Annotated in this window: 22 protein-coding genes; 15 read left to right on the top strand and 7 right to left on the bottom strand. The window is 50.6% G+C overall.

The features are described 5' to 3' along the window. Positions 1-79: 79 nt before the first annotated feature. A complete protein-coding gene (gene rocD / locus ACMGDE_RS08885; RefSeq protein ID WP_436832418.1) occupies positions 80-1,315 on the bottom strand; it encodes an ornithine--oxo-acid transaminase in 1,236 nt (411 codons plus the stop codon). A gap of 813 nt (positions 1,316-2,128) precedes the next feature. Here rocD and ACMGDE_RS08880 point away from each other — a divergent pair. The 9 genes from ACMGDE_RS08880 to ACMGDE_RS08840 all read left to right on the top strand — a co-directional run bounded on the left by ACMGDE_RS08880 (position 2,129) and on the right by ACMGDE_RS08840 (position 13,936). Next, the gene (locus ACMGDE_RS08880; RefSeq protein WP_436832417.1) at positions 2,129-5,305 is read left to right on the top strand and encodes a SusC/RagA family TonB-linked outer membrane protein; all 3,177 of its coding nucleotides are present in this window, start codon (positions 2,129-2,131) and stop codon (positions 5,303-5,305) included. A gap of 18 nt (positions 5,306-5,323) precedes the next feature. Further along, the gene (locus tag ACMGDE_RS08875; RefSeq protein WP_436832416.1) at positions 5,324-6,811 is read left to right on the top strand and encodes a RagB/SusD family nutrient uptake outer membrane protein; all 1,488 of its coding nucleotides are present in this window, start codon (positions 5,324-5,326) and stop codon (positions 6,809-6,811) included. 13 nt (positions 6,812-6,824) lie between these two features. Then, positions 6,825-9,368 (top strand): zinc-dependent metalloprotease, encoded by a 2,544-nt coding sequence (locus ACMGDE_RS08870; protein ID WP_436832415.1) that lies wholly within the window; start codon positions 6,825-6,827, stop codon positions 9,366-9,368. A gap of 162 nt (positions 9,369-9,530) precedes the next feature. Then, entirely contained in the window at positions 9,531-9,902 is a 372-nt protein-coding gene (locus tag ACMGDE_RS08865) for a DoxX family protein (RefSeq protein WP_436832414.1), read from the top strand. Positions 9,903-10,006: 104 nt separating this feature from the next. Then, the gene (locus ACMGDE_RS08860) at positions 10,007-10,606 is read left to right on the top strand and encodes a TetR/AcrR family transcriptional regulator (protein WP_436832413.1); all 600 of its coding nucleotides are present in this window, start codon (positions 10,007-10,009) and stop codon (positions 10,604-10,606) included. Between the two features lie 50 nt (positions 10,607-10,656). After that, complete coding sequence (locus tag ACMGDE_RS08855) at positions 10,657-11,289, top strand: nitroreductase family protein (protein WP_436832412.1); 633 nt, start codon at positions 10,657-10,659, stop codon at positions 11,287-11,289. Between the two features lie 97 nt (positions 11,290-11,386). Further along, a complete protein-coding gene (locus ACMGDE_RS08850; RefSeq protein ID WP_436832411.1) occupies positions 11,387-12,340 on the top strand; it encodes an aldo/keto reductase in 954 nt (317 codons plus the stop codon). Positions 12,341-12,362: 22 nt separating this feature from the next. Beyond that, complete coding sequence (locus ACMGDE_RS08845) at positions 12,363-13,070, top strand: DsbA family oxidoreductase (RefSeq protein ID WP_436832410.1); 708 nt, start codon at positions 12,363-12,365, stop codon at positions 13,068-13,070. A gap of 110 nt (positions 13,071-13,180) precedes the next feature. Then, a complete protein-coding gene (locus ACMGDE_RS08840; protein WP_436832409.1) occupies positions 13,181-13,936 on the top strand; it encodes a superoxide dismutase in 756 nt (251 codons plus the stop codon). A 10-nt stretch (positions 13,937-13,946) separates the two neighbouring features. Here ACMGDE_RS08840 and ACMGDE_RS08835 read toward each other — a convergent pair whose 3' ends face one another. Both ACMGDE_RS08835 and pyrE read right to left on the bottom strand, forming a co-directional pair. Then, on the bottom strand, positions 13,947-14,345 hold the full coding sequence (locus ACMGDE_RS08835; RefSeq protein ID WP_436832408.1) for an SRPBCC family protein: 399 nt from the start codon (positions 14,343-14,345) through the stop codon (positions 13,947-13,949). Between the two features lie 15 nt (positions 14,346-14,360). Beyond that, the gene (pyrE, locus tag ACMGDE_RS08830; RefSeq protein WP_436832407.1) at positions 14,361-15,011 is read right to left on the bottom strand and encodes an orotate phosphoribosyltransferase; all 651 of its coding nucleotides are present in this window, start codon (positions 15,009-15,011) and stop codon (positions 14,361-14,363) included. 22 nt (positions 15,012-15,033) lie between these two features. Here pyrE and ACMGDE_RS08825 point away from each other — a divergent pair, with 22 nt between their 5' ends. Continuing rightward, positions 15,034-15,633, top strand: a complete 600-nt coding sequence (locus ACMGDE_RS08825; RefSeq protein ID WP_436832406.1) for an NUDIX hydrolase — start codon at positions 15,034-15,036, stop codon at positions 15,631-15,633. Positions 15,634-15,651: 18 nt separating this feature from the next. On the opposite strand, the gene coaD is transcribed toward ACMGDE_RS08825, so the two are convergent. Then, a complete protein-coding gene (coaD, locus tag ACMGDE_RS08820) occupies positions 15,652-16,125 on the bottom strand; it encodes a pantetheine-phosphate adenylyltransferase (RefSeq protein ID WP_436832405.1) in 474 nt (157 codons plus the stop codon). Positions 16,126-16,288: 163 nt separating this feature from the next. On the opposite strand from coaD, the gene ACMGDE_RS08815 reads away from it, so the two are divergent. Further along, positions 16,289-16,504 (top strand): hypothetical protein, encoded by a 216-nt coding sequence (locus ACMGDE_RS08815; RefSeq protein ID WP_436832404.1) that lies wholly within the window; start codon positions 16,289-16,291, stop codon positions 16,502-16,504. A 147-nt stretch (positions 16,505-16,651) separates the two neighbouring features. Here the strand turns inward: ACMGDE_RS08815 and ACMGDE_RS08810 are convergent, their stop codons facing one another. Then, positions 16,652-17,185, bottom strand: coding sequence for an RsmD family RNA methyltransferase (locus tag ACMGDE_RS08810; protein WP_436832403.1), 534 nt, complete (start codon positions 17,183-17,185; stop codon positions 16,652-16,654). Continuing rightward, a complete protein-coding gene (locus ACMGDE_RS08805; protein WP_436832479.1) occupies positions 17,176-17,976 on the bottom strand; it encodes a DUF3822 family protein in 801 nt (266 codons plus the stop codon). The genes ACMGDE_RS08810 and ACMGDE_RS08805 overlap by 10 nt, the downstream gene beginning before the upstream one ends. A gap of 70 nt (positions 17,977-18,046) precedes the next feature. On the opposite strand from ACMGDE_RS08805, the gene ACMGDE_RS08800 reads away from it, so the two are divergent. From ACMGDE_RS08800 to ACMGDE_RS08790, 3 genes are all read left to right on the top strand, one after another. Next, entirely contained in the window at positions 18,047-19,495 is a 1,449-nt protein-coding gene (locus ACMGDE_RS08800) for an ATP-dependent DNA helicase (RefSeq protein WP_436832478.1), read from the top strand. A gap of 153 nt (positions 19,496-19,648) precedes the next feature. Beyond that, a complete protein-coding gene (locus tag ACMGDE_RS08795) occupies positions 19,649-21,046 on the top strand; it encodes an APC family permease (protein ID WP_436832402.1) in 1,398 nt (465 codons plus the stop codon). 92 nt (positions 21,047-21,138) lie between these two features. Continuing rightward, the gene (locus ACMGDE_RS08790) at positions 21,139-21,663 is read left to right on the top strand and encodes an SAM-dependent methyltransferase (RefSeq protein ID WP_436832401.1); all 525 of its coding nucleotides are present in this window, start codon (positions 21,139-21,141) and stop codon (positions 21,661-21,663) included. A gap of 27 nt (positions 21,664-21,690) precedes the next feature. On the opposite strand, the gene ACMGDE_RS08785 is transcribed toward ACMGDE_RS08790, so the two are convergent. Beyond that, positions 21,691-23,127, bottom strand: a complete 1,437-nt coding sequence (locus tag ACMGDE_RS08785; protein WP_436832400.1) for an APC family permease — start codon at positions 23,125-23,127, stop codon at positions 21,691-21,693. 164 nt (positions 23,128-23,291) lie between these two features. Between ACMGDE_RS08785 and ACMGDE_RS08780 the strand changes: the two genes are divergently transcribed. Continuing rightward, complete coding sequence (locus ACMGDE_RS08780; RefSeq protein WP_436832399.1) at positions 23,292-25,532, top strand: sodium-translocating pyrophosphatase; 2,241 nt, start codon at positions 23,292-23,294, stop codon at positions 25,530-25,532. The last annotated feature ends 141 nt before the right edge of the window (positions 25,533-25,673 follow it).

Genomic DNA, 25,673 nt, shown 5'->3' with positions numbered 1-25,673 from the left:
TACCGAAGGAGTCTCGGAGCAATCTCAAACGAGGTGCGGGCAGGTATCGAAAAGAAGTCGACGACATGCCCACACGGGGTTATTCCAGTATATTTAGGCTTTTCTCGATGAGGTGAATACACTCGTCCAGCTGTTCCTCGGTAATGACCAACGGCGGCGCAAAGCGGATTTTGTCGCCATGGGTAGGTTTGGCCAGCAGGCCGTTGTCTTTCAATGCAAGGCACAGGTCCCACGCCGCATCGGGATTGTCGTGTTCAATGACGATGGCATTGAGCAGTCCTTTTCCGCGGATCTGCTTGATGTTGGGATGATGCAGTTCGCCAATTCGTTTGCGGAAGTAGTCGCCCAGCTCGGCGGACCTTTCTGCCAACCGTTCTTCGCGAATGACCTCCAGCGAGGCGATGGCCACCTTGCAGGCCAATGGATTGCCGCCATAGGTCGAACCATGTTCTCCGGGTTTGATGCACAGCATCACCTCATCGTCGGCCAACACGGCTGAGATGGGCAATGTGCCGCCACTCAGGGCCTTGCCCAGAACCAGGATATCGGGACGCACATTTTCGTGATCACACGCGAGCATCTTGCCGGTACGCGCCAATCCCGTTTGGATTTCATCACCGATGAATAATACGTTAGCCTGTTTGCAGAGGTCGTACGCGGCTGCCAGGTACCCTTCATCCGGAACATACACGCCGGCCTCCCCTTGGATGGGCTCGACCAGAAAACCGGCAACCTGCGGATCGCGCAACGTCTTGGCTAAAGCCTCCAGATCATTATAAGGGATCACTTCATAACCCGGCATGAACGGTCCGAAGCCGTCACGCGACGACGGGTCGGTGCTGAAGGAGACTACATTGAGCGTGCGCCCATGGAAATTGCCTGCTACCGTGATGATCTTCGCTTGGTTGGTCGCGATACCCTTTTTATCGTAACCCCAACGGCGGGCGAGCTTCAGGGCAGTTTCCACGGCCTCTACCCCACTGTTCATGGGCAATACCTTATCGTAACCGAAGTACTTCGTGATGTATTCGGCATACTCGCCCAGCAAATCGCTGTGGAAAGCCCTTGAGGTAAGTGTAAGCTTTTGCGCCTGCTCCACCAATGCGCCGATGATCTTTGGATGGCAATGACCCTGGTTGACCGCCGAATAGCCCGATAGGAAATCATAATAACGCTTGCCATCGACATCCCATAGGAATACGCCTTCTCCCCTTTCCAATACCACCGGCAACGGGTGGTAATTATGCGCGCTGTACTGTAATTCCTTTTCGATGAATTGCTCGGTAGTTGAAAGACGATCGGTAGTTAGTGTCATGAGCCAAAATTAACATTCTTTCGCGATAATTGCCGCATCAGGCCCCAAACAAATCACTCCACTTCAAGCACCTGGACGAAGCCGCTCAGATCGATTGAAATTAAGCGAATTTAAATTTGAATACCACTATTTTGAAAGTGAAAAAATTAGAATGGCAAAAAGCAACAAGAAAAAGCAAAATAGTTTATTCAAAAAACACAAAAAAACCCATTTTATAGATTAGATATATATGTAATTTACATTTTATTTTATATATTTTTCAATAAAATGAGTTTTTTTGTAACAAAAACACAATACATAACATTAATTTAAAAAAAGTTTTATTTTTTTGTTTATGTTTTCTATTAAAGTATTAATTTTTTATAGAAATCAACTAACTTTATCATTAATATTGAATTCGCATACATTTATTGATCAATAGACAATATTTAAAATGAAAATAGAAGCACAAACAACAAATAAATTTAACTCAAACTAAAATATTGCCGATGAACTAGGAATCCACAACAAACATCACAAAAAAACCGACAAAGGGTGCATCCTTTGCCGGCTTAATTAATGAGACCAGTCCGAAACACGAATTTGCGAGACTGATATCTCCTTTTGCTTTGATCAAACCGTTACGGTATCAATCAAATGGCCAAAGGTATACAAAAGTATTTACAATTGCGTCAAAAAAATGGGAAATCACGTGTCCCATCTCGGATGATTGTAGATGTTTGATTAGTTAACAACGCAAATTAGCAAGTGGGCGGTTGTCTCCTTTTGTTCAATTAACCCATTAAATGACTCATCAAACATTCACAAGAAAGCATGAAAAAACTAAGCGATTTGCTACCAATTGTGCTAAAAGCCTTGCCCTCCGTCTTGATTTGCTGCATGGTACCGTGTATATGCACCATTCAGACATTGCAGGCTGCTCCAACTACACCAATCAGGGGGAACAGCAACCTGAAACTGATGGCAGATATTACGATACAAGGCGTTGTAGTTGATGGCGTCTCAAAGGAACCCCTGGCAGGCGTTTCGATAAAAGTCGAAGGGAAAACCACAGGAGTTACGACCGATGAAGCGGGAAGATTTACAATCCGGACCGCCGATAACGCCATCTTGATCATCTCGTATATCGGATACAAAACCCAGCGAATAAAGGCAAATGCTGACATGAGTATCGCCTTGGAAGCAGATGCCACTTCACTGGAGGAGGTTGTGGTATCCGGTTACACCACGCAAAACAGAGCCGAGTTTACTGGATCTTCTTCCCATATTAGTGGTGCCGCAATTGCAACACGGCCCGTATCGAGTTTCGATCAGGCGCTGGCCGGACAGGCCGCCGGTGTCAAGATCACATCCAGCGGTGGTTCGTTAAACGCCGCTCCCGTATTCCGCATACGCGGCACCAACTCTATCCAGCTTAGCTCCTACCCCTTGATCATCATCGACGGCATCACCTCTTTTACCGGTGATGTTGGAAATACAGCAGAGAACAATCCGTTATCTACGCTTGACCCAAATGACATCGAGTCGATGGAAGTGTTAAAAGACGCTTCTGCAACGGCCATCTACGGATCCCGCGCCGCCAATGGTGTCGTCGTAATCACCACCAAGAAAGGGAAACAGGGACAGGCCAGAGTCAACTATGACGGATGGGTCGGACGAACTACACCGCCGAAACTGATGAAAGTGTTGGGAGCAGAGGACTATATCATGATCAAAAACGAAGCCCTTGCCAATATTGGATCCGATCCCGCTTACTTCTTGCAAACCTGGTCTGACGGCACCACTGTCCGCACCGACTGGTATGACTATGTCTATCAGACCGGCACCTCGCACAACCATAGCTTGAATATCTCGGGGGCAAGCGAGTCTACCTCTTATTTCGTTTCTCTCGGCTATACCGATCAAGAAGGTTTCATGGTAAAGAACACGTTTGAACGTAAAAATGCACGTTTGAACCTAGACCATAAACTAACCAAAAACATGACCATCGGTACAAACCTAAATTGGTCCAACTCAGTCAATGACAACCTCACACATGGGGTGGGCTCAGCGTTTGGATTGAACAACCTCGCACGCGAAGCGATGGTGCTCCCTCCCAATCTATCGCCGTTTAACGAAGATGGTTCCTACAATATCGAGGGTGCCGGGATCGGCTACGGTGCCAACACCCTACTGACGGGTTATTACAATCCGTTGCCTCAACTAGAACATGACCAATTCACTTCCGAGAGTCGCTCCCTTCTCGGAACAGCGTTTTTGGAATATGAATTCGTCAGGGAACTGAAATTTAAGATCAACTACAGCCTGAATGACCTGACTTCTGAAAACCGTTCGTTCAACAATCCCTATCAAGCAGGTGGATTTGCGGGGAATGGGCAGGCAAACAACGCCTTTAACAAAAACCGGCGAACCGCATTTACCACCACATTAAACTACGTAAGTACGATAGGCGAACACCATGGGCTAAATATATTGGCTGGATACGAGGAAATCCATACGAACACCAACAATTGGGGGGTTACGAGGAGAAACCTGAACGATCGCTTTTTTGAAATCTTTGAGGGAAGTTATGCCGAAACAAGCGGTTCCAGTGGCAGCTTGGGCGAAAATGGCTTTCGCTCCTATTTCACCAGCGTCAACTACGACTACAAAAAGAAATATTTGCTGAGCGGCAGCTTCCGGAAAGACGGATTTTCGGGATTGGCGGCAGGGCTCAAATACGGTGATTTCGGTGGCGCATCGGTGGGTTGGAACCTGTCTGAGGAAGCGTTCTTCAAACAATCGGCCTTATCGAGAACCATATCGTCGTTTAAGATAAGGGCCAGTTATGGGCAGGTTGGCAATGTAAATATCGGCAACTATCCATCGCTCTCACTGTACAGCTCAGGCGTGTACAACGGTTTGCCCTCACTTGCACCCTCGCAATCGGGCAACCCAGAACTCCAGTGGGAAACCAGCAAAAAAATGGACATCGGTTTCAACATCGGCTTTCTCAACGATCGCATCACGTTGGATGCCGACTATTACCACAACAACATCGACGGCATGATTCTGGATGCACAACAGGCTCCCTCCAAGGGAATTCCGGACAACTCCATCACCACCAACGTCGGTTTGATGTATAACCGCGGACTCGAATTCAACATCGATGCACACGTGGTAAACAATGGAAGATTTACATGGAACGCCAACTTCAATATCAGCACACTAAAGAACCGCGTAACCTCGCTGGCCAATGAAAACCAAGACATCTGGTCATCAGGCATCGAAACGTCGAATATCACGCGAGTGGGTTATCAAGTCGGTGCCATCTATGTCGTCAGGACCACCGGCGTAAATCCAGCCAACGGACTACGGAAGTACATCAACCGAAATGGTGAAGAAGTCCAATACAATCCGGTGGGATCCGAGTATACCTACCTCGACGGTTCCCCGGCTCCCGCAATCGACCTCTATGGCGACGGTGTTGTCCTTGGAAATTCCATGCCCACTTATTTCGGGGGATTCAACAACACACTCACCTATGGCAATGTCGACTTGTTGGTCAACATCGTTTATTCCGGCGGCAACAAGATGTACAACGGCACCCGGGCCACCCTACTCGACAATCGCTTTTTCAACAATTCGCCCGAAATCATGAGGCGCTGGACACACGAAGGTCAAATAACGGATGTTCCCAAACTACATTACAATGACCAGCAGGCGAGCGGCTCGGTCATCATGCACTCCGCAAACGTAGAAGATGGCTCGTATATCAAATTGAGCAATGTATCACTTGGGTATCGATTTCCACAACGGCTCTACTCGAAAGCGGGCATCAGTTCCATCCGGCTTTATGCCTCTGCGGGGAATTTCATCCTTTATACAAAATATACCGGTTCCGATCCAGAAATCTCAGCCGACGGAGATTCAAACACGGGCGCCGGACGGGACAAAAATTCGGTCCCGGCGGGGAGGTCATATACATTGGGACTTAACATCGGGTTTTAACGACTAAAAACTGAAACAATGAACACATTGAAAACAGCTAACAAACGATATATTTCCAAAGTGGGACTACTGAGTCTCCTGCTCATGGCCGCGGTATCGTGCAGCAAAGATCTATTGGAACCGGATATGTTGACCAGCCTTTCGGATGCCAGCGCATTTGATACGCCAGACCGGATAGAAGCGCAGGTAAATGGCCTATATGCGTCGATGAAGGACGGCGGATTCTATGGCGGCCGATTGATCATCTACAACGAATTGCGGGCCGATGAGTTCATCATGAATAAACCCAACATCGTGACCGGCCAGCAAACATGGCTCCACAGCGTGAATTCCAGCACGAGCGAAGTGAACTCACTTTGGAGCAACGGATATGCCACCATCAACCGCGTTAATACCTTTCTCGAGGGGTTGGAAATCAACCGGAATAAGATATCGGACGAGTTGTATGCGAACTACGCCGGAGAGGCTAAGTTCGTTAGGGCACTTTCGTATTTTGCCCTGTTGCAGATGTACGCAAAGCCTTATGTCATGGATAACGGCGCAAGCCCAGGACTACCCTTGCGTTTGAACGCCGAGCGGACATCGGCAAACAACGAATTGGCAAGAAGCTCTGTAGCTGAGGTGTATGCACAGATACTGAGCGATCTGGACGAGGCCGAGGCCGGGTTGCCAAATACGCAGGGAGATGCGGTAAAAAACACCATCAGGGCTCACAAAAATACCGCGATTGCATTAAAAATGCGTGTCTACCTAGTGCGCGGCGAATATTCACAAGTCGTCACTGAGGGCAATAAGATCGTCTCGCCTACCGCACCGTTCCGAGCACCATCAGGAGTCGAAAACGGCCTCGAAGGCGATATTACAGCCGTTTTCGGCGGCAGTTATGCAGGATCGGAGTCGGTATTTTCCTTGCCCTTCACCGCACAGGAGACCCCGGGCACACAAAATCAGCTCGCTTACTATTTCAATTCAGCGCCGGGCAATGCCGAGTTTTACCTCAATCCATTGGGCACATTGTCTGACCCCACATTTTCAGCGTCATCGACGGATGCGCGTAAGAATCTGGTATTGGTTAATACCGGACAGAAATGGTTGTCTAAGTATAAAGTTCCCTCCACCTTCTCGGACTGGATTCCGGTCATCCGGTATGCTGACGTACTGCTGATGCAGGCAGAAGCATTGGCCAGGACATCCGCTTCTGACTTGAGCAGATCCGTGGCGCTGCTGAATGCGGTAAGGCAACGATCGGACAGCAACTATGAATTTGCCCCTGCCAGCACAGGCTCACAGGAAGCGCTGATCAATACCATCTTGCAGGAACGAAAAATCGAATTGTTGGGCGAAGGCGCCCGCGTCCCCGATCTCCTACGGTTGCAGCTTCCCCTACCGGGCAAATCCAGTGCAGGGGGTATTTCGCCAACGGTTGATCCGGATGACAGCAAATACATATGGCCGATGTCCGGCAACGAGATGGCTATCAATAAATTATGTGAACCCAATCCATAACACAATAAAACCAATGAAGTTATACAAATTATCATTAATGATGGGGTTGCTCGCGGTATGCGGGTTCTCCCATGGCCAAAATGCACCTGCTGGCCGACCACAGGCAGCATCCCCCGCATCTTCAATTGCTTCGGCTACGCAGGGAATGCAGAAATTTGAAGGCTATTTTGATTTTTACTATGAAGAAAAAACGGGGAAAATATTTCTCGAAATCGACAAGTTTGATCAGGAGTTTCTGTATTTCACGTCGCTTACGGATGGTGCGGGACGCGGAGCCGAAAGAGGAAGGGCTTCCGCTGAAGTTGCGAAGTTCACCAAAGTAGGGCCCAAAATTTTCCTGGAAGAACCCAATCTGACGTACCGGGCAATCACCCAAAATCCAGATGAAATCAACGCTGTTGAGAATGCGTTTGCAAAGTCCGTGATATGGGCCTTTCCACCCGTTGCACTAGAGGGCGACAAGGCCCTGGTCGATCTAACTCCATTTCTTATTCGCGATGCGCAAGGTATCGCGGGGGGCCTTGGCGGGGGAGGCTTCAGCGGTGGTGGACGCGGCCCTTCAGCCGGCAGCAGCAGTGGCGGGGCCACTTACCGAGTGGATGAAGCTCGTTCCGCCGTTTATATGCCAAACACCAAAAACTTCCCCAAAAACACTGAATTCGAGGCGGTATTGACATTTACAGGAGGAGCAGCAGCCGGCGGAAGAGGCAGGGGTGACAGCGGTGGCGTAGCTCCTGACCCAACGGCCATTACCGTGAAAGAACACCAGTCGTTTGTCGAGTTACCCCCAGCCGGTTACAAGCCTCGGAAGTTTGATCCGAGGTCCAGTTTCAACCTGTTCAGCTACTGGGATTTCTCGGCGCCAATGAGCGAACCGCTGATCAAAAGATTCACCCGGCGCCACCGGCTTGCTAAGCAGGATCCCAATGCAGCCACAAGCGAACCGATTGAGCCCATTGTCTACTACGTAGATCGAGGTGCTCCAGAGCCCGTTAAAACAGCGCTTATCGAAGGGGGAAATTTCTGGAATGAAGCTTTTGAAGCCGCCGGTTATAAAGATGCCTTCCAAGTGAAAGAATTGCCGGAGGGCGTAGACCCCATGGACATTCGGTACAATGTAGTCAACTGGATTAACCGGGCAGGCCCCACCAGGGGATTTTCGTCGGGTGCCTCCTATATCGATCCGCGCACAGGCGAGATTATCAAAGGGGTGATTACCCTGGGTTCGGACAGGCATCGGCAGGATTACCTGATAGCCGTGGGATTGCTACAGCCTTTTGAGGACGGAAAGCCGGCATCGAAAGAAATGGAAGAAATGGCGCTGGCCCGGATTCGACAACTGTCGGCACATGAAATCGGCCACACATTGGGATTCACCCATAATTTTGCGGCAAGTCCAAAAGAACGTGCATCGGTCATGGACTACCCATTTCCCCGTATCACGCTGAAAGATGACGGAACCGTGGACCTGTCTGACGCGTACGCAAAAGGTGTAGGTGGCTGGGATAAACGTGCCATCCTATGGGGATATGCTGATTTTCCCGAAGGGGTAGATGAGGACGCAGAGTTGGACAAAATCATGGACGAAACCATCCGCCTGGGCTATCAATATATACCCGACATCGGTGGGTATACCCATCCCGCATCACATCAATGGGACGATGGGGGAAATCCCATTGATGAATTAGACAAGTTGATGAAGATTCGCCGGATAACGTTGGATCGATTCTCTGAGAAAGCAATCGAAGATGGCAGTCCGATGAGTACCCTCCAAGAAGTTCTCGTACCGATCTATTTATTGCACCGGTACCAGATTGAAGCAGTAGCGAAATCGGTAGGTGGGTTATACTTTACGCATGCCGTAAAAAACGACGGACAAGTACCTACCCACATGGTGGAACCTGCCCAACAGTGGCGCGCTTTTGATGCGCTGATGAGCACCATTACACCCGAGGCGTTGGCACTGCCCGATCAACTAATCGCCAAGATTCCGCCGCGCCCCACTGGTTTCCCGGCCACCGTAGAAACATTTTCCGCCCATACCGGCCCAACATTCGACCCGCTTGCTGCTGCTGAAACCGCGGCAGCGGAAACCATCTCGTCGTTGCTCAATGCACAACGCGCCGCACGTTTGATTGAGTTCAACGCCCGCGATGCCAGTCAACCTAGCTTCTTGGACGTCGCGGATAAACTCATTGATAAAACGTGGAAAACACCATCATCAGATGGCTATGCAGGCGCCTTGCAGACCGTAGTCAATAACCTCACATTGAAATACCTGCTGGGATTGGCCGCTGATGCAAGTGCATCCGAAATCGTAAGAGGTCAGGCTTTGTTGAAATTGCAGGAACTTAAACAATGGATCGATTCGAGCATGTCGGGCGCTTCATCCACGCAAAAAGCCTCTTTCCTATTTGCGTTGTCTCAAATGCAGGCCTTTGACAAGGATCCTGACAAATTTCAGCCAGCACCTGCAGAGACGATGCCACCAGGAGCGCCCATTGGAATGCCAGGCATGAATTTCATCGACGATAGCTGGTGTAGCTGGCATCAATAGTCAATAACCACGCAACAGCTGCCTCTACTCTGTATGAGTAGTCCTGAAATAAGTTGACTATTTCAGGACTACTTACCAATATTCTTTCCTAAAATTGTTGCATTGCCTGCGAAACAAATGCGCCTATATACGCTTATATTTGTTTACTCCAAATAGCTCAACATGCGTATTCCACCATTGACTGCTTTATTTATCCGTTTGCCCATCGCGATGTCTTTCCTCGGACATGGGCTTGTCCGGTTGCCGAAATTACAGGTTTTTGCCACCGGCATGGCCGAATCATTTTCGGATACTATCCTTCCTCAGGGACTGGTCTTAATTTTCGGATATCTCCTGGTATTCGCGGAGTTCATTATCGGCATCTGGCTCCTCAGCGGGCGCTGGTTCAACCAAGCCTTGATGGCTGGCCTCACGGTGATGACGCTTTTGATTTTCGGCAGTTCATTGATCGAAAACTGGGATGCTGTATCCGTGCAGCTGGTACACAGCATCTATTTGGCAGGGCTATTGATTTGGCAACACCACAAACGTTAACCTCCGTCATCCGATTGTCGTTTTCCGGTCGACATACTTCGGATTCAGTTTACAGTTGTTACTTTTGCTGACAGTGTTAGTTTTTATTATCCTGTAAGCGAATAATGGGAATTTCAGAACGCAAACAACGGCAGCTAGAAGAAGTGCGATCCACGATCCTCCGGCAATCCTGGCAGATTGTGGAAGAAGAGGGTTGGCAAGCGCTTTCGATCCGCAAGATCGCCGACGCCATTGAATATAGTACCCCTGTGGTCTATAAACATTTCGAGAGCAAGGATGCCCTACTGGAGGCATGCTCCCGGGAGGGCTATGCGCTGTTGGCGGACAAATTGAAGCAAGCGAAAGCACATTACCCTACGCCCAGCGAGCAACTCTTGTCATTGTCTCGCGCCTACTGGGAATTTGCGAATGAACATCCCAAACATTACCAAATCATGTATGGATTGGGGATACCTACCTGTGAAATGGCGAGTGGAATTCCCGAAATCAAAGAGGTCAGCTGTGTATTGCGTAGCACTATTGAAGAGGCCATACACGCTGGTCAAAACCCGGATATGGATAGTCATTTAAAAACGACCACCTTCTGGTCCATGCTGCACGGCATGGTGGCTATGGCGATGATTTCTGCGCCGGGATGCCCGGAAAAAGCAAAACTCACCTTGGAAGATGCGGTAATGGGGTTTATAAAAGCGCTCATGCACTGACCCGAATCGTAATCAGGAAATTCAGAAAATTAATTAAATCCGAAATCAATATGCAATTACTAGATGCCTTAAACTGGCGCTACGCCACCAAAAAAATGAACGGTCAACCTGTTCCACAAGAAAAGGTGGACAAAATAATAGAAGCCACCCACTTGGCGCCATCTGCTGCCGGGCTGCAACCGTTTAGCGTGCTCGTGATCACCAACAAAGAACTGAAGGCCAAAATCCAGCCCATCGCCAATGGCCAGAGCCAGATTGTGGACGGCTCCCATTTATTGGTTTTTGCCGCGTGGGACAATTATACTGCTGAACGAATCGATAGCATCCTGGATCACACGACAGTGGAACGGGGGCTTCCCGCGGATACATTTGATGCCTACAAGGTGCGGTTGAAAGGCCTCTTTTTGGACAGGCCAGCCAACATTAATTTCGAGCATGCCGCGCGCCAGGCGTATATCGCCTTTGGTCTCGCCATCGCTGCTGCCGCTGAACTCCAGGTAGATGCCACACCGATGGAAGGATTTGATAACGCCGCATTGGACGAATTGCTTCAACTGCCCCAGCAGGGACTTAAAAGCGTGACCTTGCTTCCATTGGGCTACCGCGACAGTGAGAACGACTGGCTTGTAAGCCAAAAAAAGGTACGTACGCCTAAGGAGAGAATCTTCTTGCAACTGGTCTAGCCATTTCTTTACACAGATCCGGTGGTCCTCGGCATCAATTCGTCCAAGGGCCACCATTTACCCAAAACCAAAACATCATTCTAACGTATACGATATCATGGCAACGAAACGAATATTAGGGAAGTCGTCCCTACAGATTTCACCGATAGCCTTTGGCGGCAACGTTTTCGGCTGGACATTGGATGAGCAACAGTCTTTCCGGATACTCGACGCCTGGGTGGATGCCGGATTCAATTTTGTCGATACTGCTGATACCTATTCCACATGGGTCCCGGCAAACAGTGGCGGCGAATCTGAAACGATCATCGGTAAATGGCTCGACAAACGCGGAAAACGTGACGACCTGGTCATCGCCACCAAGTTGGGCGGGGACATGGGCGCCGGAAAGAAGGGATTGCGCGCGGCTTATATCCGTGAAGCGGTGGAAGCCTCGTTGACACGGCTGCGGACGGATTACATTGACCTGTACCAGTCGCACTATGATGATCCGGCTACACCCGTAGCCGAGACCATCGAAGCGTTCAATGAACTCATCCAAGCCGGCAAGGTGCGCTACATCGGTGCATCCAATCTTTCATCAGAACGCATTGACCAATCAAACGACTATGCCAACAAGAATGGCTTGCAGGGCTACGTTAGCCTGCAGCCGCTGTATAACCTCTACGATCGGCAAAAATTTGAAACGGAATACTTATCGCTCGTCAACGCCGAGCAGCTGGCCGTCCTCCCCTATTATGCCTTGGCAAGCGGCTTCTTAAGCGGGAAATACCGCAGTGAAGCCGATTTGAGCAAAAGTCAGCGTGGGGGCGGCGTCAAGCAATACCTGAATGAACGCGGATTCCGTATCCTCGCTGCGATGGATCAGGTGGCGGCCGAAAGCGGCGCTTCCCTGGCGCAGATTGCCCTCGCTTGGCAACTGAGCAAGCCTGCAATTACCGCTCCCATTGCCAGCGCGACCAACGAGCAGCAACTGACCGATCTTATCGCTTCTGCTTCACTTGCGCTTTCGGCCGAACAAATTGCACTGCTGGATGAGGCCAGCGACTACTAATAAAACGAAAAAAAACATCAACATGAAAATTGAAATCTGGTCGGACATCGTTTGTCCCTTTTGCTACATCGGCAAGCATAATTTTGAAACCGCATTGCAGCAGTTCGATGGACAACAGGCCGTTGAAGTGGAATGGAAAAGCTTTCAGCTTGATCCCGACCTTCCCAAAAACCCCACCTACGCCAATACCTATCAATACCTCGCCGAGCGCAAAGGTCTAAATATCACGCAGGCAAGGGAAATGACCGCCGGCGTGGCCAGCACCGGGAAAAAGGCCGGTGTGGAACTCAACTTTGACAAGGCCATCCCCGCAAATACCTGGGATGCCCATCGCTTGATACACCTGGCGCAAACCGAAGGGCTGGGGAGTCAGGTAAAAGAAAACCTATTCCGCACGCATTTTACCGAAGGGAAAAACATCAGCGATATCGATACATTGGTTGCGCTGGGTAAAGAAGCGGGGTTGGACGAAGCGACCATCACTGCGGTATTAGGCAGCGACCAATATGCCTACGAAGTAGCACAGGACATCCAGGAGGCCGGCAATATCGGCGTTCGCGGGGTACCCTTCTTCGTATTCGACCGCAAATACGCCGTGTCCGGCGCCCAGCCTCCCGAGGTGTTCCTACAGACGCTGGAGAAAGCGTTCACGGAATGGCGCCAAGCAAATCCAGCGGTTCCGTTTGACGTAACGGAAGGCCCCGCTTGCGGTCCCGATGGGGAATGCTGACGACCTTTGTCACATTACCCATACAAAACGGCAATTAATCCATGGTATTTAAAAACAAATTTCTACTTTTGGTTGTATATAAGCTGTAAATCAAAATTTGCATAACCATTATGGCAACAACCAACAGAAGAAAGTTTTTGCGTACAACCATCGGATTTTCGGCTGCGACAGTAGCCTCCACAGCCTTAGGTGTCAACCCATTAAATGCAATAGTCGGATGCAGTGCACCCACTTCGTCTGGGGATTCGGCCGCCCAATCGGACGCTCCGCTGGCATTTTCGCAAGAACCTTTGGGGTATGAATACAATGCATTGGAACCTTATATCGATGCCCGTACGATGGAAATCCATTACACGAAGCATCATACCACGTATATCACCAACGTAAACGAAGCCATCAAAGCGGAGGAAGTAGCCTATACCACTCCGGAAGAATTGTTTACCAATATCGCCGATGTATCTGCCAAGGTGCGCAACAATGCGGGCGGTGCATGGAACCACACGTTTTTCTGGAAATCGCTGCGCGCACCCGTTGATGGCAACGCACCCGCCGGAGCATTGCTGGATGCCATCAATGGGGCTTTCGGATCATTTGATCAATTCAAGGAGCAATTTGCAGCGGCCGGCACGGGACGGTTCGGCTCGGGCTGGGCATGGTTGGTCAGTGACAATGGTACGTTGAAAATAGGCTCTACCCCTAACCAGGATAATCCCCTGATGGGCGATGCGGAATTAAAAGGCACGCCTTTACTGGGACTCGATGTTTGGGAACATGCGTATTACCTTCACTACCAAAACCGTAGGCCGGAATACATCACTAATTGGTGGAACGTGGTGAATTGGGATTTTGTAGCCGAACAAGTATAGGTAACTTCGTTTATTCCATCACTGCTTTCAGCTTCGCTACCTGAAAATCCACGAGCTGCTGCAATGGCTTAGCTGCCAATAGCTTCATCATCATATTGAGGTCGGCTTCGATAACGAAACTGGCAGTTGTCTCGGTGTCGCTTTTGGGCGCTACACTCCACCGAAGCGTCACGTCGAATGGTGCCTTTTCGGCAGGCATGAACACCACCTCGCTGTTCGCTGTCCGCTCGGCTACCCGGAGCGCCAGCTTGGCCATGTTCTGAATGGTAAAGCGGGCTTCATCCCGCGTGGAAGACCAATTGTAGATGCTTTCCGGCATGAGCTGCTCATGATTATTGCAATCAGCCAAAAACGCATACACGTCGGCAACTGGCCTGTTAATGGTGATATCGTTTTGGATAGTGGTCATGACGGGTATCCAGGTTTATCGGACGGCTGGCGACCATTCCGACGGATCGGCCCGCCACTGCTCGAGCACCTCGATGTCGCTATTCAAGATATAGTTATGCTTTACCGCGACTTCAATCAGGGTGTCATAGTTGCAGAGGCTGATGTACCGGCATTTGGCATTCGCAAAATTCTGCTCGGCGTCCGCAAAGCCATAGGTGAATATGGATACGAGGCCAACCACATTGCAACCGGCCTCCCGCAGGGCCTGTACGGCTTTCAGGCTGCTTTTGCCTGTGGAAATCAGGTCTTCTACAACAACCACGCGCTGGCCGCCGACCACATCCCCTTCGATCTGATTTTGCCGACCATGATCCTTAGAACTGCTGCGCACATAGGTGAACGGCAATCCCAGATCCTGCGCCACCAACACCCCTTGAGGAATGCCCGCGGTGGCCACACCGGATATCATCTCCACCGACCCGAATTCTTCTTGGACCAGTTCAGAAAGCTTTTGACGAATATACGTACGGATAGGTGGATGAGACAACGCTACACGATTATCGCAATAAATCGGCGACTTCCAACCCGATGCCCAAGTAAAAGGGTTTTTAGGTTGTAATTTAATTGCTTTAATTTGCAACAATGATTCAGCAACTTTTTGTGCAACCTCATTCGTATTATTCATGGCGCAAATCTATAAAATTTATATGAACCAATCGGCCCTTGTTTTGGCAGATTTTATACCCAAAAACCTTACCAACATTCAAACAATTGACCATCAATCTTTTGACTTCGAAAAACTTTTCAAACAAGCCAAGCAAAACACGATTCCGGCCACGTATGTCATACAAATAAAAAATCCGAAGGACTTTTTCAGCCTCATTAAAAAAAGGATCAAAATAATTAAGGCAGCGGGCGGATTGGTGAAAAACGGCGACGGACAATTCCTCTTTATCCACCGGCTGGGAAAATGGGATTTGCCCAAAGGCAAGGTGGATGAAAATGAATCGACAAGGAACGCTGCTATACGGGAAGTAGAAGAAGAATGCGGAATTCACGTGGATTATCTCGGACAGAAAATCAGGTCTACCTATCACTCATATGTCATGAAAGGCGAACTGGTGATCAAAAAAACGAATTGGTATGAGATGGGTGTAAACCGTATACCCAAATTGAGGCCACAGCTCGAAGAGGATATTACGGAAGCGGTTTGGCTGGGCAGGGATAAACTGCACAAAATCAGGAAAAATACCTATCCGCTGATCGAAGATATATTGGAGACCATCGCGCCGGCGGATCAGGGATGATGCCGGTTGCCGACGACCTTACGACTTACTGCCCAAAGCCCTTACCACCGCCTCGGGTACCAGTTGGCTCACGTCGCCGTGGTTGACGATGATTTCGCGGATAATCGTAGAAGAGATGTGCGAAAAACCGGCGCTGCTGACCAGAAATACGGTTTCGATATCGGGAGCAAGTACGGTATTGTTGAGCGCGATGGCTTTCTCAAATTCAAAGTCGCCCACATTGCGCATGCCGCGGAGGATATAGCCAGCCCCGATCTTTCGGCAAAAATCAACGGTCAACCCCTCAAATTGCACGGCTTCTACCGACCCTTGTGGCGAAAACACCTCTTGGATGATCGCCAACCGCTCATCAGAACTGAAAAAACCCTTCTTGGTGGTGTTCGTTCCAATGGCCACGTAAATTTTATCAAAAAGCCGTTGTCCCCGCTTGACAATGTCGATATGCGCATTCGTAATGGGGTCAAACGACCCGGGAAATACCGCGATCTTCATGGGTTGTTTTTTTCAAAAGTATAATATTGATATGATAACGACAAATATTTTGCACTTGTGCGAGCTTGCTGTCGCTGCCGCGACAGGTCTTGGTACTTTTGATCGCAAAAGTACCGCAAAACTCGCCGCTGTGCCCAGCTGCTACGGTTGTTAGTGCTTCCCAGTGCATACCGCAGCTAGTCAAGGCGGCATTTTAAGGTGTACGGAGGTTCCCTGCGGGCACCTGAAGCGGGCAGCTTATCGTATTCCATGGGAGCAGGTAGCCGGTTCGGAGCGACATAGCCTGCGGAGGAAGCAATCGGCAGCTAGGCATGCCAAGGATGATTTCCAGGCGGAGCATTACGAGAGACGGCAGACCGACAAACGAAGGGCAGGGTAATGCGAAAGGGTGACTTCGGTTCGCCGCCGGCATGCGGCAACGAATGCAACGGAGCAGGCAGACGGGACCGAATCGGCTTAACCTGCGGGCAGCCTTACGGAAATCCATCGGAGCCGGAACGGCATTGCGATCAAAAGTATCAAAGTATCAAACCTGGTAAAACGAAAACGACGAATACCCATATTTGCGGGTTTCCACCCAATGCGGCTGTGTTTCGATTTTTCGCGTGGATGCATGCTCCAAAACCAGCAACCCACCCGGTTTCAACAAGCCGTCGCTTATGACCTGGCCAGGGAGCTGCGGCAGTTGCGGCAAGTCGTACGGCGGATCGATAAATACGAGATCAAATTGATCGTTGCAAGCAGGTATAAACTTGAGTACATCGGCTTTCATCGCGTTAATCGCGGACAGCTTCAGCTTTTCGGCGGTGGCTTTAATATATTGCACACATTTGAAGTGGATGTCGACTGCCGTGACGGCGGCCGCACCACGAGACGCCAGTTCAAATGCGATATTCCCCGTGCCAGAAAACAAGTCCAGCGCCGCTATCCCCTCGAAATCAATCCGGTTTTGTAATACGTTGAACAACGCCTCCTTCGCGATATCCGTTGTCGGGCGGACGGGTAAGGTTGGCGGCGGATGGAGCCGCAGCCCCCCATGAGTACCGCCGATTATTCGCATAAGTACAATGCTAAAAGCGTGAAATACCCATGCTGTTCACGCTTCAATTCATCAGGCAAGTGTATTCCGGTAAGCTGTCCACTATCGACAAAGTTTACCGCTTCGCTGTATTTGGATACCCGCTGATAAAACGCATCATCCTGGGTCAGGTCGCCAGCCAACCAACATGCCGGTTGCTCCTCCGTTAAGCCGGTGTTTGCCAGCACGGAGAGCAGATAATAATTGAAATCATCGGGATCAGTAACCTCAAAATCATTCGCGTACACCAAATGGCCTTTGTCAAAAACGCAAATACTCACGGCCGAGGCCTGCTTATCAATGATGACTGACGGTCCACCGGATTGCGCATATTCGGACACGCCGGACAACAGGGATTGAATGCGCGGATAAATAGCCAGTTGAGGGAAGCGCGCTGCAAACGGTGCTAAATCCAACCGATTGATGCGGTGAAGGAGCTTGATGCCCGATGACGGAACGGCTGAAACGGCAACATCCGACAACCCATCGCCTGGCAGGTATTGCTGATAGGTATCAACGAGATGCTCCTCGAATACATCAGCGGGGACAAACGAGTAAGCGCTATCGGAAACGGCCAGCTTCACGTTTCCAAATGGCTGATTCAGCACATCCCCTATCCACTGTTCGACATGGTTGGGATCATAGGTCGTGAGCAACTTCAGCTGCTGATCATGATCTACTATTGCCAACGCGTTTTCGCCATACCCTACCCCGACTAATAAGGTGTAATCTGCTGCATGCCATTGATCAAAATCTGCCGAAGTATATGTCATCACCGTTCGTTTATCGCGACAAACTTACTTAGATAAATCATTTTGAACAAACTTTTGGGTACCTTTGGTCGTGCAAATCGCTGAATTGATTTCCAGCCGGTTCCCGCTCCGACCTACCGAGCAGCAATATGAAGCGTTCCAACGGTTGGAAGATTTCTTGACGCATCCCGGAAATACCAGCTGCTTTGTTCTCCGAGGTTATGCCGGCACGGGAAAAACCACGATCATCAGTACCCTGGTGCGCGTATTACCCGCATTGAGCATGCGCTCGGTACTACTCGCACCCACGGGAAGGGCCGCAAAAGTGATGAGCACCTATTCCAACAAGAAGGCATTCACCATACACAAGAAAATATACCGAAAAAAGGTAGCGCTGTCGCCTGATATGGCATTCGGACGGGCGGAAAACCCGCATACCGACACGCTCTTCATCGTTGACGAAGCCTCCATGATCTCCAATGAGCGGCTCGCACATAACGGGAAAAGCGTGCTGGAAGACCTGGTCCACTATGTAAACAGCGGGGAGAATTGCCGGCTGATGTTTGTGGGGGACACGGCGCAGCTTCCTCCGGTTGGATATCTTCAGAGTCCGGCGTTGGATGCGGCTTGGCTCGCCCGGGTATTCGCGGTGCAGGTATTTGCGTATGAGCTTACTGACGTGGTACGGCAGGAAAAGGACTCGGGTATCCTGTACAACGCCACCACGATACGCAAGCAGATACAAACTGCGGGGGATCAGTCGACAACGGTGGGATACCCGCATTTTACCGTCAAGAAATTTCCGGATATCTTCCGCATGACGGGTGAACGCCTCCTCGACGGACTGCACTACACTTATGATAAATATGGCATGGAAAACACCATGGTCATCTGCCGCTCCAACAAGAATGCGAACCAATATAACCAGCATATCCGCAATCAAATTCTGTTCAGGGACGAGGAACTGACCGGTGGTGACTATGTCATGGTGGTACGCAATAATTATTATTGGCTTTCCGCGGATTCAGACCGATCGGGCTTCATCGCCAACGGCGATATGGCGCAGGTACGCCGGGTACGCAATGTCCATGAACAACATGGGTTTCGCTTTGCTGACGTAAGCCTTGAATTCATGGACACCGATGAAATCGAACCCATCGATTGCCGGGTAATACTGGACACCCTCCACAGCGACTCACCGAATCTATCCCAAACGGAACAACAGCGGCTGTTCGATGCGGTTATGCTCGACTATGCGGATATCCCTGACAAAAAACAACGCCTGGCGGCGCTTAAGGCTGATCCCTATTACAACGCACTGCAAATCAAATTTGCAATGGCAGTCACCTGCCATAAGGCCCAAGGCGGACAGTGGCAGGCGGTATTTGTAGACCAGGGGTACCTCACCGAGGAGCTCCTCGACGTCGAATTCCTTCGATGGCTTTATACCGCCTGCACACGGGCGACCAAAGAATTGTTTCTGGTCAATTTCAGCGAGCAGTTTTTTCTTGACGGCCAAACGCCTTCCGTCCCGACTTAAACGGCATCGCATTATGCAGAGGTCAGCTGGCTATTCTGGTGCGGTCAGCTGGCGGTAAGGGTGCGAAAAATCAAACAAAAATATTACAAAGTACGGTAAACAAAGCGCGTATCTATTTGTATTTCAAAGGGTACACCAATCGCATGACCGTATATGAAAGAAGAAAGCAAGGTTGTTAATGCCTTCACTGCCACGTCAAAAAACGGCCATGCTGCGTCGTCTACTCATCACACACCAATTTCCGATAACGCGAATCCCCGTCCGCTGATCCGCATCGTGGATGCCATGGCCATCATCATCGGCATTGTCGTCGGCGCCGGCATCTTCCGTACACCTTCGTTGGTGGCGGCCAATACGGGGAGTCCGGAGCTATTCCTGTCCGTATGGTTGTTAGGGGGACTGATCTCGCTGATTGGCGCGTTGTGTTATGCCGAGTTGAGCACGGCGTTTCCGAATACCGGGGGTGACTACCATTTTTTGATGCGGGCATTCGGCAAACGCATGGCTTTTCTGTTTGCTTGGGCGCGACTGAGCGTCATACAAACCGGATCGATTGCATTGCTTGCCTATATCATAGGCGATTACCTGTCACAACTTTATTCTGTTGGCACGTATTCCTCTGCCTTTTTCGCGGCATTGGTGGTGATTACCCTCACGATCATCAACATGCTGGGCGTCCGTTTCGGTACCGGTACGCAAAAGCTCTTGTTCGCATTGGAATTTGCAGGCACGCTGGGTGTCATGATCGTTGGCTTTTTCGTCAATCCTTCGGCCGCAGCGGTGTCGAGCCTCCCCCTTGCCCCGCTGGACAATCAGCCCGCCATCGGGCTCGCCATGGTGTTTGTGCTCCTCACCTTCGGCGGCTGGAATGAGGCGGGGTATATCTCCGCCGAACTGCGTGCCGGTAGCCGAAAAATGGTTCAGGTGCTGGTCTTTAGTATATTGATTATTACTTGCCTATACCTGCTGGTCAACTGGGCATTTCTGCATGCGCTCGGTATCGAACGGCTAGCCGCCTCGGAGGCTGTCGGCATTGATTTGATGCGGGTTACGCTGGGCGAATCAGGTGTTTTCCTGATCGGCGTGCTGGTCGTCATGGCGACCCTAACTTCCATCAATGCCACCATTTTTACGGGAGCGCGCACGAATTATGCATTGGGGCGTGATTTCAAGGTCTTTTCCCGGTTGGGCAAATGGAACACCGAGACCTCTTCGCCCCGTAATGCGTTGTTGTTGCAGGGGATTATCGCCTTGGCATTAATCGGGTTGGGCGCACTCACACGAGATGGATTTCAATCCATGGTCGATTTCACTGCACCCATTTTCTGGTTCTTCTTTCTCGCCACGGGGATCGCCTTATTCGTTTTGCGGGCCAAGGAGCCGCAGGCGCCCCGTCCCTTCAAGGTTCCGCTATACCCGCTCACCCCTATCGTATTCTGCGGATCCTGCGCATACCTCCTGTATTCAAGCTTGGCCTATACGGGGATCGGCGCATTGGTAGGTGTAGGCGTATTGCTGTTGGGCACCTTGTTTTTCGTGGTGATACGATAGCTATTTAATACAAACTTAATCGTCCGTTGCAAACGTATTTTACATCAAACTGTTTATAGATTATCAAATGTTAAACACTAAAAATGAACAAGATGAGCACGATTAAAAATTGGTTGATCGCCCTATTTGTCGGCATCACCACGGCGGTGTACGCCCAAGAACCCCAACTGGATGTCCCCTACGTCCCCACCAACCAGGAAACGGTGGAAGAAATGCTGAAACTGGCCGGTGTGAAACCCGGAGACGTGGTGTATGACCTCGGCTGCGGCGACGGGCGGATCGTCATTACCGCGGCCAAAAAATTCGGTGCCACAGGGGTTGGCGTGGACCTCAATCCGCAGCGGCTTGCCGAGGCCAATGCCAACGCCAAGGCTGCGGGCGTGACCGATAAAGTGAAATTTGTGCAGGGCGACCTGTTCGAGTTTGATTTCAGCGAGGCAAACGTAGTGACGATGTACCTCTTGCCTTCCGTTAATTTAAAAATGCGTCCGAAGCTGCAAAAGGAATTGAAGCCCGGCAGCCGCATTGTATCCCATGATTTTGACATGGGCGATTGGGAGGCCGAAAAAACGATCAAAGTAGGCAACGATACCATTTACCTGTGGACAATAAAATAGATCCATGGAACGCGGACGACATCCCTGTTATCCGCGTTCTATCGTTTTCGGCGTATGCTTATTCCACATAAAAAACACCGGAATACCCAGCAGCACGATAATCAATCCCGGCCAGGTAAATGTAGGCTGGTAGATCAGCAATCCCACACAGATCGTGAAAGCAGCCAACACGTATAATGCAGGCAATACCGGGTAACCGAATGCTTTATACGGCCGCTCGGCGTCGGGTTGTTTGCGGCGCAGGATGAAGATCCCGATGATGGTGAGCGCATAAAAAATCAGCACCACGAAAACCACATAGTTAAGCAAATCGCCATACCGGCCGGTGAGGCATAGCACCGATGTCCAGATGCATTGCGCCCACAGTCCCCAACCGGGCACCTCAAACTTGTTCAACTCGCCCGCTTTCCTGAAAAACAGTCCATCCTGTGCCATGGTATAATATACCCGCGCTCCGGCTAGGATCAACCCATTGTTGCAACCAAAGGTGGAGATCATGATCATGACGGCGATCACCAGGGTGCCTACCTGACCAAAGATGGCCTGTGCCGCCACCACCGCCACGCGGTCTGCCGGCGCATAGGCGATCTCCTCCATTGACAGGGTGGCTAGGTACATCAGATTGGCCGAAACATAGATGACGGTCACGATCACCGTGCCTAGCAGCAAGCTCAATCCGATATTCCGTTTGGGATTGCGGATTTCACCGGCGATAAAGGTGACGTTGTTCCACGCATCACTGGAAAAAAGTGAGCCCACCATGGCCGATACGATACCCGCAAAGAGCGCCGCCCCGCCTATGGAGACCGCTGCTCCGCTATCCAGGTCCCAGCGGATGGTTTCCCATGCCGCAGACCAGTTGGCGTTCCACACCTCGGTATTGAACGCCCCAAAAAGTCCCATAACGATCAATCCGCCCAAGGAAAGGATCTTGACCACCGTAAACACCGTCTGGATGATCTTTCCGTTCTTCACCCCCCGGGAGTTGACCCACGTCAGGATGACGATGGTGCCGATGGCGACCAGCTGGGCGGCGTTGATGCTGACAATACCTACATCCCATAGGATATTTTCATCGCTCAGTGGCGGAAAGATATAGGCAGCGAATTTGGCAAACGCCACACCTACGGCGGCAATGGTGCCCGCTTGGATGACCATGAACAAGGACCAGCCATAGAGAAACGCCACCAGCCGGTTGTAGGCCTCCCGAAGGTACACGTACTGTCCGCCCGCTTTCGGAAACATCGCCGACAGCTCGCCATAGCTGACGGCCGCGATGATGGTGATCACACCGGTCAGTATCCAAATGAAAATCAGCCATCCGGCGCTGCCTACATTTCGTACGATATCGGCACTGACAATAAAAATACCCGAGCCGATCATCGACCCGGCCACCAACATCGTCGCGTCGAGCAAGCCCAGTTCGCGCTTCATGTTATCGGGCTGTTCAGGAGTTGTATTCATGGGGAAACCGTTACTGTTGATTCGTTCCGTCGAAAGTAGGTAAATATGATGAAAACGTACAAATAAATTTGATTATTACAATAAGCCTCTTATTTTTGACGACTCCCTTATGTGGACCTATTTTAGCAATAGTAGCAATTTATAAACAATTGAATCGGTTATATATGGAATTTTTACAAGAAAACTTGATCTATCTGATTCCGGTATTGGGTTTGGTGGGTATCATCGTTATGATTGCCAAATCTGCCTGGGTGAACAAGCAAGATGCCGGTGATGACAACATGCGCTCGTTAGCTGGCCATATCGCCGAGGGCGCTATGGCATTCCTGAAAGCCGAATGGAAGGTGCTGTCCTATTTCGTGGTGATTGCGGCGATCTTGTTGGCATGGTCCGGCACACTCGTGGCCACCTCCAGTTGGGTCATCGCCATATCGTTTATTATTGGGGCGGTCACCTCTGCGTTCGCGGGATACATCGGCATGAACATCGCGACCAAGGCCAATGTACGCACTACCCAAGCCGCGCGCACCAGCTTGACCAAAGCGCTGAAGGTCTCCTTTACAGGCGGCACGGTGATGGGGCTCGGCGTGGCCGGTTTAGCCGTAATGGTGATGGGCACGCTTTTTATTATTCTTTATCAGGTGTTCGTCGTCAGCACCGGGGCCAGTGTGAATGGGATCGAAATGGAAAAGGCCCTGGAAGTATTGGCCGGATTCTCCCTTGGAGCCGAATCCATTGCGCTTTTTGCCCGTGTAGGCGGTGGCATCTATACCAAAGCCGCTGATGTGGGTGCCGATTTGGTTGGAAAAGTAGAAGCAGGCATTCCGGAGGACGACGTGCGCAACCCGGCCACGATCGCAGACAATGTCGGCGATAATGTCGGCGACGTGGCAGGCATGGGTGCCGATTTGTTCGGCTCCTACGTAGCCACCATCTTGGCGACGATGGTATTGGGACGGGAAATGGTGTCAGCGGATCATTTCGGGGGTATTGCGCCGGTGTTGCTCCCCATACTGATCGCGGGATTAGGGCTGATTTTTTCGATCATAGGCGCTGCCTTGGTCAAGGTGAAAAATGATCAGGGTGATGTGCAAAAGGCCTTGAATATAGGCAATTGGTCCTCCATACTGTTTACTGCTATTGCAGCCTATTTTGTGGTTGATTGGTTGTTGCCCGATCAATTGGAATTACGCGGGGTATCGTTTACCTCCCTCAATGTATTCTCTGCCATCGTGGTGGGCCTCATTGTCGGCGCATTGATGAGTCTTGTGACCGAATACTACACCGCCATGGGCAAACGCCCTGTCAGATCGATTGTCCGGCAATCGTCGACGGGCCATGCGACGAACATTATCGGGGGCCTATCCGTCGGCATGGAATCTACTGCCATACCGACCATTATCCTGGCCACGGGCATCATTACTTCCTATGCGTTTGCCGGCTTATATGGCGTAGCCATCGCCGCAGCCGGCATGATGGCCACCACGGCCATGCAATTGGCCATCGATGCATTTGGTCCCATTGCGGACAATGCCGGTGGTATCGCCGAGATGAGCGGACTACCCAAAGAAGTACGCGAGCGTACGGATAAGCTTGACGCTGTGGGTAATACCACTGCCGCTACGGGAAAAGGATTCGCCATCGCGTCGGCGGCACTGACGGCATTGGCGCTGTTTGCGGCGTTCGTGGGCATCGCCGGCATTGACGCCATTGATATCTACAAAGCGCCGGTATTGGGTGCCCTCTTCGTGGGCGCCATGATACCCTTTATCTTTTCGTCACTGGCGATTGCCGCGGTGGGACGTGCGGCCATGGCTATGGTGGAGGAAGTGCGGCGTCAATTCCGCGAAATTCCGGGCATTATGGAATACAAAGCAAAGCCGGAATACGACAAATGCGTAGCCATATCCACCAAAGCATCCATCCGCGAGATGATCTTACCCGGTGCGATCGCGCTGATCGTCCCGCTATTGGTCGGTTTTGGCTTCAAGGGCATGTTTGAAGAGACCTCCTCAGCCGAAATCCTGGGCGGACTGCTGGCGGGAGTCACCGTATCGGGCGTATTGCTGGGCATGTTCCAGAATAACGCCGGCGGCGCCTGGGACAATGCCAAAAAATCGTTTGAGGCAGGTGTGGAAATCAACGGAAAAATGGAATACAAAGGTTCCGATCCGCATAAAGCCTCGGTGACCGGCGATACCGTAGGCGATCCGTTTAAGGACACCTCTGGTCCGTCGATGAACATCTTGATTAAACTGATGTCTATTGTTTCATTGATCATCGCGCCGCACATCAGCGTCAGTGAAGGTGCTGCCCATGCTTCGGCTGAGATGCCGCAACCAAAAAAGGAGATCACGCATCAACCTGAACAAGCAAAAAGCAGTCAATCGATCGCCCCCTTTTGAATGAATGGCGTTATTGATCACCAAAAATAACAGGAAAGGGGATATCGGATAAGACGATGCCCCCTTTTTCATTACTAACATTCCACAAAAACCAGCCTAGCGATAGTAGATGGATTGATGTACGAAAAAAATTACTTCTTT

Source organism: Parapedobacter brassicae (assembly GCF_051400755.1).
Lineage (GTDB): Bacteria > Bacteroidota > Bacteroidia > Sphingobacteriales > Sphingobacteriaceae > Parapedobacter.
Note: the sequence above shows the minus strand (reverse complement) of the source record. Positions and strands in the feature narration are given on the sequence as shown.